The 18,119-nt window shown below is 59.1% G+C and carries 17 protein-coding genes; 7 read left to right on the forward strand and 10 right to left on the reverse strand.

Annotation, left to right across the window (positions count from 1 at the left end; translation table 11 throughout):
- Positions 1–2: 2 nt before the first annotated feature.
- The gene (locus BLO49_RS00285) at positions 3–635 is read right to left on the reverse strand and encodes a PadR family transcriptional regulator (protein WP_245678801.1); all 633 of its coding nucleotides are present in this window, start codon (positions 633–635) and stop codon (positions 3–5) included.
- A 246-nt stretch (positions 636–881) separates the two neighbouring features.
- Between BLO49_RS00285 and BLO49_RS00290 the strand changes: the two genes are divergently transcribed.
- The 7 genes from BLO49_RS00290 to der all read left to right on the forward strand — a co-directional run bounded on the left by BLO49_RS00290 (position 882) and on the right by der (position 7,209).
- Positions 882–1,259: a DUF6249 domain-containing protein gene (locus BLO49_RS00290; RefSeq protein WP_090642782.1), complete on the forward strand. Its 378-nt coding sequence runs from the start codon at positions 882–884 to the stop codon at positions 1,257–1,259.
- A gap of 32 nt (positions 1,260–1,291) precedes the next feature.
- Positions 1,292–1,870, forward strand: coding sequence for an RNA polymerase sigma factor (locus BLO49_RS00295; RefSeq protein ID WP_090642785.1), 579 nt, complete (start codon positions 1,292–1,294; stop codon positions 1,868–1,870).
- Positions 1,867–2,304, forward strand: coding sequence for a hypothetical protein (locus tag BLO49_RS00300; protein ID WP_090642788.1), 438 nt, complete (start codon positions 1,867–1,869; stop codon positions 2,302–2,304). The genes BLO49_RS00295 and BLO49_RS00300 overlap by 4 nt, the downstream gene beginning before the upstream one ends.
- A gap of 47 nt (positions 2,305–2,351) precedes the next feature.
- A complete protein-coding gene (panB, locus tag BLO49_RS00305; RefSeq protein WP_090642791.1) occupies positions 2,352–3,176 on the forward strand; it encodes a 3-methyl-2-oxobutanoate hydroxymethyltransferase in 825 nt (274 codons plus the stop codon).
- A 143-nt stretch (positions 3,177–3,319) separates the two neighbouring features.
- Entirely contained in the window at positions 3,320–4,063 is a 744-nt protein-coding gene (locus BLO49_RS00310; protein ID WP_090645893.1) for a tetratricopeptide repeat protein, read from the forward strand.
- A 70-nt stretch (positions 4,064–4,133) separates the two neighbouring features.
- Positions 4,134–5,540, forward strand: a complete 1,407-nt coding sequence (locus tag BLO49_RS00315; RefSeq protein ID WP_245678802.1) for a PQQ-like beta-propeller repeat protein — start codon at positions 4,134–4,136, stop codon at positions 5,538–5,540.
- Between the two features lie 64 nt (positions 5,541–5,604).
- Positions 5,605–7,209 carry a ribosome biogenesis GTPase Der gene (der, locus tag BLO49_RS00320; RefSeq protein ID WP_090642796.1) on the forward strand — a complete coding sequence of 535 codons (1,605 nt, stop codon included), beginning with the start codon at positions 5,605–5,607 and terminating at the stop codon, positions 7,207–7,209.
- Between the two features lie 33 nt (positions 7,210–7,242).
- On the opposite strand, the gene BLO49_RS00325 is transcribed toward der, so the two are convergent.
- The 9 genes from BLO49_RS00325 to BLO49_RS00365 all read right to left on the reverse strand — a co-directional run bounded on the left by BLO49_RS00325 (position 7,243) and on the right by BLO49_RS00365 (position 18,117).
- Positions 7,243–8,577, reverse strand: coding sequence for an aminotransferase class III-fold pyridoxal phosphate-dependent enzyme (locus tag BLO49_RS00325; RefSeq protein ID WP_090642799.1), 1,335 nt, complete (start codon positions 8,575–8,577; stop codon positions 7,243–7,245).
- Between the two features lie 82 nt (positions 8,578–8,659).
- A complete protein-coding gene (locus tag BLO49_RS00330) occupies positions 8,660–9,400 on the reverse strand; it encodes an SDR family NAD(P)-dependent oxidoreductase (RefSeq protein ID WP_090642802.1) in 741 nt (246 codons plus the stop codon).
- 15 nt (positions 9,401–9,415) lie between these two features.
- A complete protein-coding gene (gene purF / locus BLO49_RS00335; protein WP_090642804.1) occupies positions 9,416–10,924 on the reverse strand; it encodes an amidophosphoribosyltransferase in 1,509 nt (502 codons plus the stop codon).
- Between the two features lie 56 nt (positions 10,925–10,980).
- Complete coding sequence (locus tag BLO49_RS00340; RefSeq protein WP_090645895.1) at positions 10,981–11,481, reverse strand: CvpA family protein; 501 nt, start codon at positions 11,479–11,481, stop codon at positions 10,981–10,983.
- 140 nt (positions 11,482–11,621) lie between these two features.
- Complete coding sequence (gene radA / locus BLO49_RS00345) at positions 11,622–12,992, reverse strand: DNA repair protein RadA (protein WP_090642808.1); 1,371 nt, start codon at positions 12,990–12,992, stop codon at positions 11,622–11,624.
- Positions 12,993–13,046: 54 nt separating this feature from the next.
- Positions 13,047–13,325 carry a hypothetical protein gene (locus BLO49_RS00350; RefSeq protein WP_139159588.1) on the reverse strand — a complete coding sequence of 93 codons (279 nt, stop codon included), beginning with the start codon at positions 13,323–13,325 and terminating at the stop codon, positions 13,047–13,049.
- A gap of 29 nt (positions 13,326–13,354) precedes the next feature.
- On the reverse strand, positions 13,355–14,842 hold the full coding sequence (locus tag BLO49_RS00355; RefSeq protein WP_090642813.1) for a replicative DNA helicase: 1,488 nt from the start codon (positions 14,840–14,842) through the stop codon (positions 13,355–13,357).
- A gap of 223 nt (positions 14,843–15,065) precedes the next feature.
- Positions 15,066–17,498: a TonB-dependent receptor plug domain-containing protein gene (locus BLO49_RS00360; protein ID WP_090642815.1), complete on the reverse strand. Its 2,433-nt coding sequence runs from the start codon at positions 17,496–17,498 to the stop codon at positions 15,066–15,068.
- A gap of 415 nt (positions 17,499–17,913) precedes the next feature.
- Positions 17,914–18,117 (reverse strand): cold-shock protein, encoded by a 204-nt coding sequence (locus BLO49_RS00365; RefSeq protein ID WP_090642818.1) that lies wholly within the window; start codon positions 18,115–18,117, stop codon positions 17,914–17,916.
- Positions 18,118–18,119: the final 2 nt, after the last annotated feature.

Below are 18,119 nucleotides of genomic sequence, written 5' to 3' on the forward strand. Positions count from 1 at the left end.
GGTTACAGTCTTTCGATCTTCTTGGCGGTTTCATCGATCAGATCGACCACCGCCTCGATCTCGGCCTTGTTCATCGGTCGCATTCCGCGTGCCCGCAGGGCAGCCTTGAGATTGGCCATGGCGCGGAAGAGCGGGGCATAGTCGCCGTGTTCGCCACGCTGTCCGTCCATCATTGAGAATAGCTGATCGACCTGCTCGGCTTTTTCCGCCAGATGGGCGATGCCGGCTTCTGTAATGGTCGCGGACTTGCGGCCGTCTTCATTGGGGGCAATGGTGATGAAGCCTTCATCTTCCAGCCAGCTCAGGGTAGGGTAGATGACGCCGGGCGAGGGGCTGTAGGCGCCGTTGAAGCGGTCCTCGATGGCCTTGATCAGTTCGTAACCGTGGCTGGGCTTTTCGCTGATGAGTTTGAGCAGTACCAGCCGAAGACCGCCGTGACCAAAGCCACGCCCATCCCTGCCGCCACGCATCCGATCGAAAGCGCGTTCAAAACCTTCGCGGCCGCGACCGCCAAGACCGCCGCCGAAACCGGCGCCAAAACCACGATGACCGGGGCCGCCAAAGCCGTCCCGATGGCTGAAATTACGGTCAGCGCAAGCGCCCTGTCCGCGACGGTGAAAAAAAATGCCTCGCATATGAGGTCTCCTTTGTTATATATAGTGCGTAACTCGATATATCGAAATTGCAGATTCTTTAAATCTATGAGTGCGTCGCTTTCGATGCAAATTAGATATAACGAAATATGATCGAATGCAAGTGTGGGTGCGAAATTATTTGATTACGAAAACTTAATGCGACTCTCTGCATCCAAAAGGTGTGTGTCGCGCCTCCTATTATTCAAAGGGCGCTATTGGCGTCCCGAAGTCAAAAGGAGTGTTTAAATGGATATGGACAGCTTAACCGGTATTCTGGCCGTTGTTCTGGCGCTCAGCATGCCTGTCGCTATTGTCGCCATCGTCTTCTATTTCCGTCACAAAGGGCGGACGGAGGTGCAGAAGACCCTGCGCATGGCGATCGAGAAGGGAACCGACCTGCCGCCGGAATTTCTCGAAAACCTCAAAAACATGCAGGCTCGCAAAACGCCTGCCAATGACATCCGTTCCGGCCTTATCCTGATTGCGATTGCCTTGGGCCTGGTTGCGCTCGACCTGGCCAATCACAGCTTCATCCTAGGCAAGTTGTCTGGTGTCGCTGCCATTCCTGGCTTTATCGGGGTTGCCTTGCTGATTCTCGGCATTATCGGCAATCGCAAGAAATAAAACTCTCGCGGCAACCCGGAGCAAACTCAAACATGGGCCTGGCAAGTGAAAAGCCTGACCTGACGCGGCAGTCCGATGTCGATCTCGTGCGCCTGTGCCTGGGCGGCGATAAGTCGGCCTTCGCCCAACTGGTGCGTCGCCACGGCAGCCTGCTGCGGACCCATATCCGACGCATGGGCGCGCAAGGGCCGGATGCCGACGACATGGCGCAGGAAGCCTTCATGAGTGCCTATGAGCATTTATCGGAGTTCCGTTTTGACGGTGCCTTTGTTGGCTGGCTTAAACGGATCGCCTCCCGCCGCTATCTGAAAAAGGTGAGGGCGAATCAAAAATACCTGCTGACTGACGATATGAGCGCTTTTGAACCTGAGCCTGCGGCGAATGAAGGCGAATTCCGCGCCCACAATCTCGATGCGGCTCTAAATCGCCTCAAACCTGTGGAACGGCTGTGCGTGACGCTCAATTTCAGCGGCGACCTGTCACATCAGGAAATCGCCGACGAACTCAAGCTGCCGCTGGGTACGGTCAAAAGCCATATCAAACGCGCGATGGAACAGTTGAAGACCATTCTGAACGCCAAACCTGCTCCCGTACTGGAAACCGGAACATGAGCGATATGAAACTGGAAGACGATGATATGCGCGCTCTGTTCGCGGCAACGCCCGTTTATGAGGATGCGACGGCCTTCGAGGCGCGCGTGATGCGCGGCCTGCGGCTGAAGCTGTGGCTGCGCCAAGGGTTCGTGGCCCTGGCCGGTGTAGTGGGCGGACTTTACGCCCTGGCGCAGTTTGTGCGCGTACCCAACTGGTCCTTCGGTGAAAAAGTCCTGAGTGGCAGCCGGATGGCCCGTGTCGAAACCGACCAGACCTTCCGTGCCGGCGTCGAATTTTTCGACGTCATCGGCAAGAACGCGGTCAATCTGTTCTATTCTTCGGTGCATTATCTCGGCATCATGCAAACGCCGATCTTCTTCTGGGTCAGTTTTTCACTATGTTTAGCGTGTCTGGCGCTGTATTACGCCTACTCCCAAGAAGAAACCATCTAGCTTTTAGATATGCCGGGTAGTTTCAGCGCTAAACGAGAGAGTTACCCTTGAGCAGCCAAACCGCCCACAGCCGAACCAAGCGCCTGACCGCACCTGAGATCCGGGCCCGCAAAGGGAAAATTCCCCTGGTTGTCCTGACCGCCTACACCACGCCGATGGCGCGGATCATGGACCCGCATTGCGATATCCTGCTGGTGGGGGATAGCCTGGGCATGGTGATCCACGGCCTTCCCAATACCATCGGCGTGACCATGGACATGATGATCCTGCACGGGCAGGCCGTCATGCGCGGGGCTGATACGGCGTTCGTCGTCGTCGATATGCCGTTCGGCTCATACGAAGCCGGCGTCGAACAGGCATTTGCCAACGCCGTGCGCCTGCTGAAAGATACCGGCGCGCAAGCGGTGAAGGTGGAAAGCGGCCCGACCGTCGCCGCCACCATCCGCTACCTGACTGAACGCGGTATTCCCGTCATGGGCCATGTCGGCTTGCGCCCGCAGGCGGTCAATGTCGATGGCGGCTTTAAAGCCAAGGGACGCACCGAGGCTGAACGCCTGAAGGTTATCAAGGAAGCTCAGGACAGTGAAGCCGCGGGCGCCTTTTCCATTGTCGTCGAAGGCGTGGCGGCTGATCTGGCGGCGGAGATCACAAAGCTCGTCAGCATTCCGACCATCGGTATCGGCGCGTCTGCGGATTGTGACGGGCAGGTTCTGGTGACCGACGATATGCTGGGCCTGTTCGACTGGACGCCGAAATTTGTCCGCCATTATGCCGATTTGCGCACAGAGATTGGTGCGGCGGTGGAAGCTTATGCGAAAGATGTCAGGGACCGTAGCTTCCCCGCCCCAGAAGAGACATATTTTGCTAAATAAGTAGAGTTAAGAGATTTTTGGGGGAAGGCTCACGGCCGCGCCGCTGTATCCGGTTGCGTTCACCCGTGCCAAAGGTTAGGTTCGCGCCGAATTGGAGCGCCTGACGGGCATTCCCCGATGATATGATTGATGAAGGATTCGCCGTGAGCGACATTTTTGACGAAACCGAAGAGAACCTGCGCGCCGACAAGTGGATCGGCATCGTCAAGAAAACCTGGCCTTGGGTGGCCGGCGTGCTGGTTTTGGCTCTGGTGATTGCGCTGGGTGTCTGGGGCTACCAAAGCTGGCAGGCCAGTATTGCGGCCAAGGCGTCTGAATCGTATGGGCAGGCTGTCGAATCGCTCGGCAAGGGCGACAAGGCCGTGGCCAAAACCCAGCTTGAAGCGACAGTAAAGGCCGGCAACGCCACTTACAAGTCACTGGCCCTGCAGCAACTGGCCGGCCTGGCGCTGGAAGACAACAAGACGGCGGAAGCCATTGCCGACCTGGATCAGGCGGCAAAAGCGACGAACAGCGCCCTGATCAGCGATGCCGCCGCTCTCAAGGCTGCCTTGCTAGCCATGGATACCAGCAGCCTGGCCGACACCCAAAAGCGCCTTGAGCCGCTAATGAAGGAAAAGCGTCCCTTTGCCGCCATGGCCAAGGAAGCGCTTGCCATGGCCAAGCTGCAATCCGGTGACGTCAAGGGCGCCCGCAGTGATCTGCAGGTGCTTTCCGTCACGCTCGGTACGCCGGATGGCGTCAAGCAACGCGCTGCTGCCTTTGTTGCCGCCATCGATTCCGGTGCCATCGGCACGGCCCAGGCCATGATCAAGCTGCCGGAAGCGCCCATGCCGGTCATGCCGCAAATGCCCGTGCCGCAAGAGGCACAGGCACCGGCGCAATAAGCTAAGGGCCAGGCGTCCGCCGGTCTCAGTCAGAATTCTTGTTATGGAAACCCCGCATATGAGCTTGTCGATGGTTGATTTTAAAGGTGTCAAGCGCAGTGGCGCCAGCCTGGTGGTTCTGGCGGTGGTTGCGGCTATAGGCTTGAGCGGCTGCGCCACGGCGAGCAAGCTGAACCCGTTCAAGGATCGCAATAGTGATCAGGGAGCGGTTGCCTCGCAGGGGCAGCGTATCTCGATCGTGGCCTTCGAACAAAAGCTGCAACCTTCCAAGAGCCTGAAAGGGATCGGTTATTACCTGCCGCCGGCCGCGCCCGTAGCGAACTGGCCGCTGGCAAGCGGACCTGACACCCTGGTGCAGAATGCCGCGGCCGCCAAAGATTTTAAAGTGGCGTGGAGCAAATCTATCGGTACGCCCAGCAAGGGACCAGGCGAGGTTCTGGCCCAGCCGGTTTCCGACGGGCATTTGATCTACACCATGGACGGCGAAGCGCGGGTTTCGGCCCATGACGTGGCGACCGGCAACCAGGTGTGGAGCATCGACCTCAACCCGCACAACAAGCGCGACAAGACGGCCTTCGGCGGCGGCCTGGCGCTGGATAATGGCAAGCTCTACGTCACCTCGGGCTTCCGGTTTGTCGAGGCGCTCGATGCCGCCACCGGCGCGGAAATATGGAAAAAGGTCGTCGATACGCAGCTTCATGCCGCGCCGACCGTCAATGCCAGCTATGTCTTCGCCAGCGATGTCGACAACCAGATTTTTGCCTTTGACCGCAATACCGGCGAAATGGTCTGGACCTATCAGGCCATTGCCGAGCCGGCGCGACTGCTGAAATCATCAGCCCCCGTCGTTTCGGGCGACATCGTCTATGCGCCGTTCTCTTCCGGCGAACTGGTGGCACTGAACGCTGCCACGGGCGATCCGGTCTGGCAGCAGGTTCTGGCGCAATCGAGCCGCACTAATGCCCTGTCGGAAATCCGTGATATTTCCGGTCGTCCGGTGCTCTATAATGGCACCGTCTTCGCCGCCAGCCATTCGGGCGTATTTCAGGCCATGGACGCCAAGACCGGCAATCCGGCATGGAAGGTCGATACCGACAGCATCAACTCGCCCTGGGTGGCCGGTGACGTTGTTTTCCTGGTCAGCCTGCAGGGCGAACTGATCTGTGTCAGCCGCGAAAGCGGCCAGGTCTACTGGATCAAGGATCTGAATGTCGGCTTCCAGAAGACCAAGAAGGGCTTCTTCGGCATGGGTCGTGAAAAGAAGGTCGGCAAGATTCCGCTCTGGGTGGGGCCTGTTCTGGCTTCTGACCGGTTGGTGATGGTCAATTCCCTGGGAGAAGCGGTGGCCTTCGATCCCAAGACCGGCGATCGCCAGGAAACGATCAAGCTCGGCGGTGCCGGCTTCATTGCGCCGATCGTGGTGGGTGACAAGCTGTTTGTCGTCACCGACGACGCCAAGCTGGTGGCGATCCGGTAATCCGACTAAATGGCGGCTATGCTTTTAAAGTGGCTATTTGAGCGTTTTTCGCTATAAGGCGGCCATGCCTTTAAAAATAGCCATTGTCGGCCGGCCCAATGTCGGCAAATCGACCCTGTTTAACCGCCTCGCGGGCAAGAAGCTGGCCATCGTTGATGACCAGCCCGGTGTCACGCGCGACCGCCGTTACGCCACCGGCCGTATCGGTGATATCGATCTGGAACTGATCGATACCGCCGGTTTTGAAGACCTGAGTGATCACTCCCTGGAGGCGCGGATGCGGCTTCAGACCGAACGCGGCATCGAAGAGGCCGACGTGGCTTTTTTCGTGGTCGATGCCCGCGAAGGCGTGACGCCGCTCGATCGTATCTTCGCCGATATCCTGCGCAAGAAGGACAAGCCGGTTGTCATGATCGCCAACAAGGCCGAGGGGCACCAAGCGGCTGCCACCGCCGAGGAGGCGCGCGTCCTGGGCTTTGGTGAGCCGATCCACCTGTCGGCCGAGCATGGCGAAGGTATGTCCGAACTCTACGAAGCCACCGAAAAGTATCGCCAGATGTTTGAAGGCGACTTCATGGAGGCAGACGATGAGGCGGAGGATGAAGATACCAAGCCGATCCGCATAGCCATTATCGGTCGGCCGAACGCCGGCAAATCGACCCTGATCAACAAGCTGCTGGGCGAGGATCGCCTTCTGACCGGCCCCGAAGCCGGCATTACCCGTGATTCCATCTCTGTGGACTGGGAATATGAAGGCCGTACCATTCGCCTGGTCGATACCGCCGGCCTGCGCCGTAAGGCGCGGGTGCAGGAGAAGCTGGAAAAACTGTCCACCAGCGATACCATCCGCGCCATTACCTTTGCAGAGGTGGTGGTTCTGGTGATGGACGAGGCCAACGCCTTTGAAGTGCAGGATTTGCAGATCGCCGATCTGGTCGAGCGCGAAGGCCGGGCGCTGGTCTATGCTGTATCCAAGTGGGATCTGGTCGAGAATCCCCAGTCGCGGCTGAATGAGATTGTGGAAATATCCGAGCGTATGTTGCCGCAACTGCGTGGCACGCCTCTGGTGACGCTTTCCGGCGCCACCGGCCGGGGGCTGGAACGCCTGATGCCGGCCGTGCTCAAGACCTATCGCAACTGGTCGGCCAAGATCAAGACGCGCGATCTCAACGACTGGCTGGCCCTGGCGATCCAGCGCCATCCGCCGCCCGCCGTCAGTGGCAAGCGGATCAAGCCGAAATACATGGCCCAGACCAAAGGGCGGCCGCCCACGTTTGTGCTGTTCGCGGCGCGCGCCTACGCTATGCCGGATCACTATACGCGCTATCTGATCAATAGTTTACGTGAATCTTTTGATATGCCGGGTGTGCCAATTCGCCTGACTGTGAAGGCCAATTCGACCACCAATCCCTATGATGAAGGGGCTGCGTCCGAAACCTCTGGCCCGCCGCGTGTTCGCTCGAAGCCCAAGTCCAAACCGGGCGAAAAGCCGGCGCACCCGAATCGCGTCCGCCAGAAGCCGAAGGGGGCGCCGCCGGCCAAGCCAAAGGTCGTGGTCAAGGACCGTGCTGAGGTCAGCAAGGCCAAGGCGGTAAAAGCCAGGGCCATGGGACCGAGCACCAAACCGGGCGCCGCAGGGCCGGGTGGTCGAGCGAAACCCAGGAAATAAAATAAAAGCCCCGGCGTTGTGCCGGGGCTTTTATCATAGCTTTTCCAGAACGCGCGCCAGTTTGGTCAGCATGGCATCGATATCGGCAATGGTGACATCGAGCGGCGGACGGAAGCGGATGCTGTCGGTGCCGGCGCCGAGCAGAAGCAGATTCTCGCTTTCCAGTGCCAGATCGACCAGGCGACCCTTGTTCCGTTTGTCGTTGACTGTAAAGCCCTGATAGAGCCCCAGGCCCCGCACATTGCTGATTAGATCAGGGAACCGCTCCACCAGTTGATTGAGGCCATCAAACAGGTAGCTACCCTTGGCCGTCACCTGATCCAGCAGCCCTTCGTCTTCGACAATCCGCCATTCCTGCACGAAACGCACCATGTCGGCGAGCGTCCCGCCCCAGGTGGAATCGAGTACGCCGACATCCTCCATCGGGTTGAGCATATAGACGGCGCCATTGCCGAACTTCTTGGCGACCGCGATGGCCTGCGGCGGCCAGGGGACGTCGAACAGATCGATGGAAAAGATAGCGCCGGTCTGGCCGCCAGAGGTCTGGACTTCATCCAGCCCCCAGCCGATGTCATAGTCGTGACAGAGCCTGGACAGGCCCTGATAGAAACGCGGCAGGGCCAGACGATGGCCGCCGGCGCCTTGCAGAGGCTCCAGAATAACGCCGGCGATTTCATCCGGGTGGGTGCGCATGAATGTTTCGATCAGGGTCAGACAGCGGTCGACTTCAAGCTCATTTTCGGCATTGGAGCGGCGCGCGTCATATTCCGGAAACGGCACCTGAAGATTGCCGTGAATGATGCCGCGAAAATCCCTGGTCGCAACCGGATCGTGAGTCAGATTGGTAATGTTAAGCGCAAAAACCGTACGTCCATGAAAGGCTTGCTCGAAATAAATAAAGCGATGGTTTAGAACCGTCCTGCCCTTGGCCTGCTGTTTGTGGTTATGCAGATTGATGAGATATTTCATCATATTTTCGACGGCCTCGGCCCCCGAATTGACGGCATAGACCTCGACATGCTGGTCGCGCATACAGACGGGCGCCAACCGGTGCAACAAGCGGTAATAGGCCAGGCATTGCGGGGTCAGGAAATCCGGATTGGCCATCTTGTTATTGGCGGCCAGGACGAGTTCGCGGACATAGTCCGGCTCGAACAGGCGCGGGTGATTGTAGCCCAGAAGCTTAGAGCCATAGAGGCCGCACCAGTCAGTAATACGATCGCCATCCACCGTGGCCAGAGTCATGCCCTGACTATTGGCCAGATCGACCACGAAGGGGTAAGGCTCGGCAATGACATACTTGCCGAGTTCTTCGAGCATGGAAGCGCTTTGCGCTTTGGGATAGGCGGGGGGCGTATGAGTGTTCATTTTGCCATTCTGAACCGATTTAGGACAAAATGGAAGCGAATTTACGCAAAATGATTGATAATCAAATCAAATTGACCCCGCTTCAGGCGTATTGCGCGGCCTTGAGTTTCCAGTCGGGAAAGCTGATTGTTTCAAGCGGCGGCACCTTGCCGGGATCGGCAAGTTCAAGGATAAGCGGCGCGATTTCCGCTGGCAGCGGCAGGGTTTCCGGATCTTCCCCCGGATAGGCGGCAGCACGCATACGAGTGCGCATGGCGCCGGGCGATACAATGGCGGCGCGGATGGGGGTGATCTCGATTTCATCGGCCCAGGCGCGGACCAGGGTTTCCATCGCGGCCTTGGTGGCGCCATAGGGGCCCCAGAAGGCCCGGCCTTGGGTCACACTGGCGCCCGTGGTCAGGAAAATGGCGCGGCCGGCGGTGGACTGGCGCAGAAGCGGCTCCAGGGCGCGCAACAAATGCCAGGTGGCGCCGAGATTGACGGCGACAACCTTGTCGAAATCCTTGGGTTCGTGGTGCGTGACCGGGCTGAGCGTGCCCGAAATCGCGGCCGCATGGACCAAGACATCGATGCGGCCGAAGCGTTCGAAAAGAACGGAGCTCAGGCGGTCAAAGGCGTCATTATCGGTGATGTCGAACGGAATGAGCGTAGCGTGCTGGCCGGTGGCGGCAAAAACCTCGTCATCCAGCTCTTCCAGCGCCGCCCTGGACCGGCCGCAGGCGATGACTTGCGCGCCGGCCTTGGCGAGGGCCAGGGCGCAGGCACGCCCAATCCCCCTTGAAGCGCCAGTGACAAGGGCGATGCGGCCGGTCTGTGCGGTCATCTGAAGTCCTGTGATTTAGTAGCTGTTGGCAAGCAGCGAAAGCTGAGCCCCGGCGTTTTCGCCTTCGGCTTCCACTTCACGGTCGGTCAGGCGGGTCGGGTATTCGCCGGTGAAATAGTGGTCAGTGAACTGCGGGTTGGCATTGTCGCGGCCGGAATGCCCCATGGCCTTGTAAAGACCATCGACCGAGAGAAAGCCTAAGGAGTCACATTCCAGCTTCTGGCGCATTTCCTCCAGGGTGTGGTTGGCGGCCAGCAGCTTTTCACGGTCCGGCATGTCGATACCGTAGAAGTCGGGCCACATGATCGGCGGGGAGGCCGAGCGCAGGTGGACTTCCCTGGCGCCGGCCGCGCGCACCATGCGGACGATCTTGACCGAGGTGGTGCCGCGCACGATCGAGTCGTCGATCAGGATGACCTTCTTGCCCTCGAGCACGATGCGGTTGGGGGCGTGCTTCTTGCGGACGCCAAGATCGCGGATGCCCTGGGTCGGCTGGATGAAGGTCCGGCCGACATAGTGGTTGCGGATAATGCCCAGTTCGAACGGCAGGCCGGACTGTTCGGCGAAGCCAAGCGCAGCCGGTACGCCGGAATCCGGCACGGGCACGACAAGATCGGCATCGGCGGGGTGCTCGATGGCCAGTTGGCGGCCCATGCGCTTGCGCACGTCATAGATGGATTTGCCGTTTACGATGCTGTCCGGGCGGGCGAAGTAGATGTATTCAAACAGGCAGGGGCGGGCCGCCTTGACGCCGAACGGCTTGAAGGAGGTCAGGCCGGTTTCGTCAATCTGGACGACTTCGCCATGCTCAACATCGCGCACGAAGGTGGCGCCGATCATGTCCAGCGCACAGGTTTCCGAAGCCAGGACATAGGAGTCGCCCAGCTTGCCGATGACCAGGGGGCGGATGCCGAGCGGATCACGAGCGCCGATCATCATATTGCGCGTCAGGGCCACCAGGGCGAAACCGCCCTCGATATGACGCAGGGCGTCCATAAAGCGATCGATGATCTTGATCGAACGCGAACGGGCGATCAGATGCAAAATGACCTCCGAATCGGAGGTCGACTGGAAGATGGAGCCTTCGCTGACCAGTTTGGTGCGCAGGTGCATGAAATTGGTAAGATTGCCGTTGTGGGCGAGGGCGATGCCGCCGTCATCCAGATCGGCGAACATCGGCTGGACGTTACGGATGAAGGCGCCGCCTGCGGTTGAATAACGTGTGTGGCCAATGGCCGAGCGGCCCTTCAGGCGGGCCACCACTTCGGGCTGGGTAAAAACGTCACCGACCAGGCCATGTTCACGTTCGGTGTAGAAGCGCTTGCCGTCGCAGGAGGCGATGCCGCAGGCTTCCTCGCCGCGATGCTGGAGGGCGTGCATACCAAGGACGGTGATGGCGCTTGCGTCATCAATACCATGGACGCCGAACACACCGCATTCGAGGCGGGGGCGGTCATCGTCTGAGTCGCGCTGGGAGGCTTGGGGATCGGTGAGAGCAGACAGTTCAGGCTGAGACAACAGCATGGAATCTCTTTTCTAAAACGCAGTGACCGTCCGCACGGGGAGACCGGAGGGTCAGGTTACTGATTGTCCTCGACCACCTTGTTGGCCACACCCGTGCTTGCCGGAATGAAGGCCTGGATGATCTTGGCGCATTTGACGCTAAGTGGATAAACCTTGGCGGCGCGAAACCAGTGAGGTTGCCGGTCAATAGGCGTCACCGCGGAAAAAATCAAATGGAATACGCCCAAAACCACCAGTGTACGGAAGATTCCGATGCCAATGCCCAGAACGCGGTCGAAGGTATTCAAGGCCTTTTGTTTCTGGATCTTCTCCGAAAGGGCATGACCCAGATAACGGATGCCGAAATAGATCAAAAGGAAGATGACAAAGGCGGCGATGTAGCCGGTGATAGTATCGAGGTGGAAATTGTTGGCAATGAAGGGTTTGGCGATAACGGAGACGAACAGCGCCAGGAAAAAGGAAATCAGATTGACCAGTTCCTTGGTGCCGCCACGCACAAAGCCTGCGACGCATGATATGGCGAGAATGGCCAGAAAAATGAGATCGTAGGCTTGCATGTTATCCCCCATATGTGATGGCGCCAGCCATTTTCCAGTCCTGAAGCGTATTTATTGAAGACTGAGGCGGCCACAGCGTCTGGGCGTAGTCATACCATTTGCGCACAGGCTTAACAACAAGGGTTAACCGGTCAGTGTGGTTAGCCCTGAGGGAACAGGCTGGTGACGGCATCGACCAGGGTGGTGAAGCCGCGTACCTGCAAGGGCGCATTTTCACTGGCGGATTGCGCGGTGACGGCACTGGAAAAACCCAGTTTCAGGGCTTCTTTTAGGCGACCTTCTGCGCGGGAAACCGAGCGGATATCTCCGGACAGGCTGATTTCGCCAAAGACCACGCAATCGCGTGGCAGGGGCACGTCGGTCAGGGCGGATACCAGGGCCAGCGCGGCGCACAGATCGCCGGCGGGTTCGGAAATGCGCAGCCCCCCGGCGACATTGAGATAGACGTCCTTCTGGCCGAAACCGACACCACAGCGGGCTTCCAGCACCGCCAGGATCATGGCTAGGCGGCCTGAGTCCCAGCCGACGACCGCGCGGCGCGGGGTGCCATAGGCTGAAGGCGCCACCAGCGCCTGGACCTCGACCAGCACCGGACGCGAACCTTCGATACCCGCAAAGACGGCGGAACCTGAGGCGCGTTCATGGCCGTCGCCGAGAAACAGGGCGGAGGGATTGGGCACTTCGCGCAGGCCGGAATCGCCCATTTCAAACACGCCGATTTCGTCGGTGGCGCCGAAACGGTTCTTGGTGCCGCGCAGGATTCGGAAGGGATAACCGCGCTCGCCTTCAAAGGACAAAACGGCATCGACCATGTGCTCGACCACACGGGGGCCAGCAATCTGGCCTTCCTTGGTGACGTGGCCGACCATGATAATCGAGGTGGATTGTTTCTTGGCCAGGCGCACGAGTTCACCGGCGCAGGCGCGTACCTGCGACACCGAGCCTTGCGCAGCCTCGACTGCGTCCGACCACAGGGTCTGGATGGAATCGATAATGACGAGATCGAACTTTTCGCGTTTCAGCGCTTCGAGGATGGTTCGCAGGGCGGTCTCTGCCGCCAGATCGACCGGGGCCTTTGCCAACCCCATCCGTCCGGCACGGCCGCGTATCTGCTCCACGGCTTCTTCGCCGGAAATATAGGCCACCTTGAGATTTTTCAGCGCGGCGCTGGCAGCCACCTGGAGCAACAGGGTTGATTTGCCGACACCTGGATCACCGGCGATCAGAATGGCCGAGCCTGGCACCACGCCACCGCCGCAGACACGATCGAACTCATCGATCCCCGTCACCATACGGACGGGGATGGCATCCTCGCTCTCAAGAGTCTCGAATTGCAGCTTGTTCAGGCGAGAGATTTTACCGGCCGGTTCCGCTTTCAACCCGCCGGGTGGCGTGTTGTAGGTTTCCTGAACCAGGGTATTCCACTGTCCGCAGCCTCCACATTGTCCGGCCCACTTGTTATGGACATTGCCGCAGGATTGACAGACGTAGATGGCGGAATCGCGGGCCATGGCACACTCATATGAAGCTATTTGTTCTTCATATGTTCCAATTCGTTGGCCGTGTCAATCGGCTTGATTTGACGTAGTAAACAGGGCCGACAAAATTGCGCTGATAGCAGCCAAGAGCAGGAGTAGGGGAGCTATCGGAAACCATATCAAATGTTGAAAGAAGTGCCAGGGCGCTTCTATGCAGCATACGCCTCGATAGATAACGCCGGGCGCATCAATCATCTGCTGTTCGCCATCATGCGACACAATGAGGGGCAATAGAAATGAGAAGCCGACCGAACCAATCGCACTGAAACAAAGCCATATGGCGATAAAGCGCAAATTTCTGGCCATGCTCCTCGGATTCCTGGCGTCCTGCATTTCTATTCGTAGTTGCTCTCATACAAATGACTATTCGCCAGATTGCCAAAGCGCACAGTGTTGGCGTCGAACGATACGCGGACCGTACCGATGGGGCCGTGGCGCTGTTTGCCGATAATGACCTCAGCCATGTTGCGGCAGCGGTCCATGTCTTCCTGCCAGGTCAGGTGTTCCGGTGTGCCTTCGCGTGGCTCTGCGCGGCCGAGATAGTAGCTTTCGCGGTAAACGAACATGACGATATCGGCGTCCTGTTCGATCGAGCCGGATTCACGCAGGTCGGAAAGCTGCGGGCGCTTGTCATCACGGCTTTCGACTGTACGGGAAAGCTGGGAGAGAGCGATGACCGGAATGGCCAGTTCCTTGGCCAGGGTTTTGAGGCCCATGGTGATGGTCGAGACTTCCTGCACGCGGTTCATATTGGCGCCGGCGTCGCCGATGGTGACAAGTTGGAGGTAGTCGACCATCAGGCAATCGAGGCCGGCGGTGCGCTTCAGGCGGCGGGCGCGGGCCGTCAGCTTGGCCAGGGTGATGCCGCCGGTATCGTCGATATAGAGCGGGGCGGCGCTGATCTCCATGGCCGCTTCCTTGATCTGCATGAATTCACCGGGCGTGATTTCGCCCTTGCGAATCTTGTCAGACGGCACGCTGGAGGCATCGGACAGAAGACGGCCCGCCAACTGGTCGGCGGACATTTCGAGCGAGTAGAAGGCGACGATACCGCCGCGCACGGTTTTGCGGGTGCCGTCGGGCTGCGGTTCGTAGGCATAGTTCTTGGCGATATTCATAGCGATATTGGTCGCCAGCGCGGTTTTTCCCATCGAGGGGCGCCCGGCCAGGATGATTAGGTCGGACTTGTGCAGACCGCCGATCTGCTTGTCGAGGTCGGACAAGCCTGTGGATATGCCGGCCAGACCGCCATCGCGATGGAAGGCTTCCTCGGCGTGGTTCAAGGCGCCTGCGACAGCATCCGAAAAGCTGACGAAGCCGGTGGAGGAGCTGCCGGTTTCGGCCATGGAAAAGAGCTGCGATTCAGCGGCTTCGATCTGTTCGCGGGCATCCTGCTCTCCCACCGCGGCCTTGGCGATTTCGCCGCCCAGGCGGATCAGGTCGCGGCGCAGGGCCAGGTCATAGATGACGCGGGCATAATCAGAGGCATTGGCTGCCGGCGGCGCACGATCGACAAGATCGGCGAAATAGCGGATGCCGCCGAGATCCTGAAATGCCTGATCCGCCTTGAACTTGTCGAGCAAAACGATCGGTTCCGCCAGATGACCGATGCGAATCTGCTCCTCGATGACCGCAAACAGGCGCTGGTGAAACGGCTCATAAAAATGGCGTGGTTGCAGACCATCATACAGGCGCTCATAAGCGCCGTTATCGAACAGCAGGCAGCCGAGAAGGGCCTGTTCCGCTTCGAGATTATGCGGAATGGTGGAAGGCGTATCTGCGGCAGTGTTAAGCGGGGGGAGGGTGTCGGGCATGGTGGTCATAAGCAGAGTTAAGACAGGAAAGGCAAGGGCTGTCTTGGCGGATTTTCTGGCGACTCACAGCTATCCACTTAAGGCCAATTCACAGCCTGTGAAGTCTGGGGATAGAATCTGCTGACCATAACATGAAAAACCCCTCGCAGGCGAACCGGCGAGGGGGGATATTTAGCCACGAAAGTCACAACACACGCTGTCACGATTCCGGGTCCAGGGTCCGTGACCCTGGTTACCAGGATTGGCTGAGCTTGGCGTAGATATAGCGGCCGTTGAAACCGAACGGCGAGAAGCGGGTGAAGGAGAGGGCGCCGACACCGTTGCCGCTGGTGATGTTCAGATTGGCCGGAGTGGCGTCCGGATATTCATCGAACAGGTTATCCGCGCCGAGCGTGACCGTCGTGCCCGTGCCGAAGCGATAGCTTGCCGACAGATCGACAAGGGTATGGTCACCGCTGTGAATGTCGTTGGCCTGAACCGAGGCCGGATCGATCACGTCGCCGTAATAGGTGGCGCGACCATTGACGGTCCAGTTGCCGGCATTCCAGTCCACGCCCACCGTGGCCTTATCCTCAGGCGACGAATTGGTCAGGATGACCTGGCGAACACGGGCGAACAGAACCGGCTGAGGATCGAGCGGCGAGTTGTTCAGCGGGTTCAGGCGGTCGATTTCGGTCTCGTTATGGTTATAGGCCAGCGAGAAGTTGAAGCGACCCAGGCGCTCGGTCGGCAGGCGATAATTGGCCACCAGGTCAACGCCATTGGTCGTGGTGTCGGCACCATTGATGAAGAAGCGCGCCGCAGATACGCCATAGGGGGCCAGCAGATCCGCAACCTGGGTTGAGAAGGTGCGGGAAATGTTTTCCGAAAGCAGGATGCGGTCTTCGATCTTGATGCTGTAGGCATCGAGCGTCACTTCAAACGGTCCGCTGTGCCAGACGCCGCCCAAGGTATAGCTGGTGGACTTTTCCGGGTTCAGCGGCTCGGCGCCTAGGGCCGTGGCGACGGCACTTGTAGCCGGGAAGGTGCCGGTTTCGACGATCTTGCCGACGCTGCCGCTGGTATCGAGCACACTGGCGGTCGAGGTGAAGTATTGCTGGGCCAGGGAAGGTGCGCGGAAGCCGGTGGAGACCGAGCCGCGCAGGGCGAATTGATCGGTTAGCTTATAGCGGGCGGCCAGCTTGCCGGAGACATTGTCACCGAAATCGGAGTAGTTTTCGGCGCGGATGGCGGCATCGAAACTGAAGCGGTCGGTGATGTCAGCGGCGACATCGGCATAGACACCGACATTGTTGCGGTCGACATCGACGACATTGCTGGGCTGGAAGCCGCTGAAGCCCTGGGCGCCGGCCGACTTGGTCGTGTCGGAACCGAGTGCGTAGGAGGCGACATCCCCGGCCTTGATGGCGTATTTCTCCTGACGGGCTTCGAGACCCAGCGCCAGGGTGAGTGGGCTGGCCCAGCCTGATACCGCGAACGGACGGCTGATATCGGCATTGAAGACGGTTTGATCATATTTCATCTGACCGTCATAGAAATCGCGTGGCGAGGCGGCGCCATAGGACGGATTGACGCTGTTAAGCGTGTAGTAGTCGAGTTTGTTGCCGCCGGCGCTCAAGGAGAAGTCGCTGGTCCATTCGCCAATATTGCCCCGCGCGCCAACTGTGGCCGAATAGTCTTTCGACTGGGCATTGATGATGGGCAGGAAACCGAAGGGATAGATTTCGGGAATATTGCCGGAGGCATTGGTGTGGCGGAAGAAGGCTGCGCTCTTGGAATTGAGGTCCGAAACGCTGGCATTGCCGTAAAGCGTCCAGTTATCGTTCAGCGGCTTGCCAGCGTTGATGAAGACACTGGCGCTCAACTGAGCCGGATCGCCATACCGGCTGGTGACGACGGCCGGCGAGACCAGGGCGTCGATATCGCCGCGCGAGGTCGGGGCGCGATGACGGGTTTCGGCGGAGATGGTCAGGAAACCGTCACTACCAAGCGGCAGGCCGACCCAGCCGGAAACATTGGTGGTGGCACCGTCTGAGGCATGACGCGAAGAATTGGCGGGATCGACATCGGTGTCGTATTCGCCGTAGGAAACACTGACGCCGGCGCCATGATCGGCTTCGCGCAGATGCAGGTTGATCACGCCGGCGATAGCGTCGGAGCCGTATTGCGCCGAGGCGCCGTCACGCAGGACTTCGAGGCGGTCGAGCGCGATTTCCGGGATGGCGTTGAGGTCGACGGCGGATGATCCGCGGCCGGTTGAGCCGTTGACATTGACCAGCGCCGAGGTGTGGCGACGCTTGCCATCGACCAGAACCAGGGTCTGGTCCGGCGACAGGCCGCGCAAGCTTGCCGGGCGGACGTTATCGGTGCCGTCGACACCGGCCGGGCGTGGGAAGTTCAGGCTGGGGGCGACGCGGGAAAGGCCCTGGGCCAGTTCGGTCGAGCCCTGGGTTTGCAGGCTTTGCGCCGTGACGACATCGACGGGCGCCAGGGTATCGAGGCGCGACCGGCGGCTGGCGCGCTGACCGGTGACGACGACTTCGGTGGGCTGTTCATCTGCCGCCGGCGTGGCCTGGGCGGAACCTTGTGCGAAGGCGGCGGGCGCAAAACCGGCCGACAGGCTGAGGACAAGGGCGGTTGTCAGATAGAGACGTGAGGTGGACATGCGTAGGCTCCATTAATTTCGGTTCGGGTTCGTCTTTAAGGCGATTTTCCGACTCGTGCGGTTGTGCTGAGCCACAATTGGTCGCATTGCTGTCATATTTAAAGAGGGTGCGCCGCAATAAATCCTGCAATATCAGATTAGTAAAACTATATTCAGTCGGGTGGGGGCGCGTAAAAAAATCATAAAAATTATTATAATTCAGATGTGTACATAAAATTCTTGTGCGTGGCGAGTTTGCTTGGCTCAACCAAAATCCGTGAATAGACGTCTGCGCTGTAACCATTCGTGACACGGTAACATGGCCATATTTGATGGCGCCCTCGTAAGCTCAATGCGTGTTGCAAACAAAAACCCTCGAAAGCCGGAGCTTTCGAGGGTTTTAAACGTTGAAATTCACAGGCCAAAGCCTGATAAATTACGCGGTTTGCAGGTTGGCAGCCGAGGTCTTGCCCTTTTCAGTGACCAGCTCGTAGCTGATCTTCTGATTTTCGTTCAGGGTGCGCAGACCGGCGCGTTCAACAGCCGAGATGTGGACGAACACGTCCGCGCCGCCGGTGTCGGGCTGAATGAAACCAAAACCTTTAGTGGGGTTGAACCACTTAACCGTACCCGTAGCCATGA

The organism is Asticcacaulis taihuensis (assembly GCF_900100255.1).
Lineage (GTDB): Bacteria > Pseudomonadota > Alphaproteobacteria > Caulobacterales > Caulobacteraceae > Asticcacaulis > Asticcacaulis taihuensis.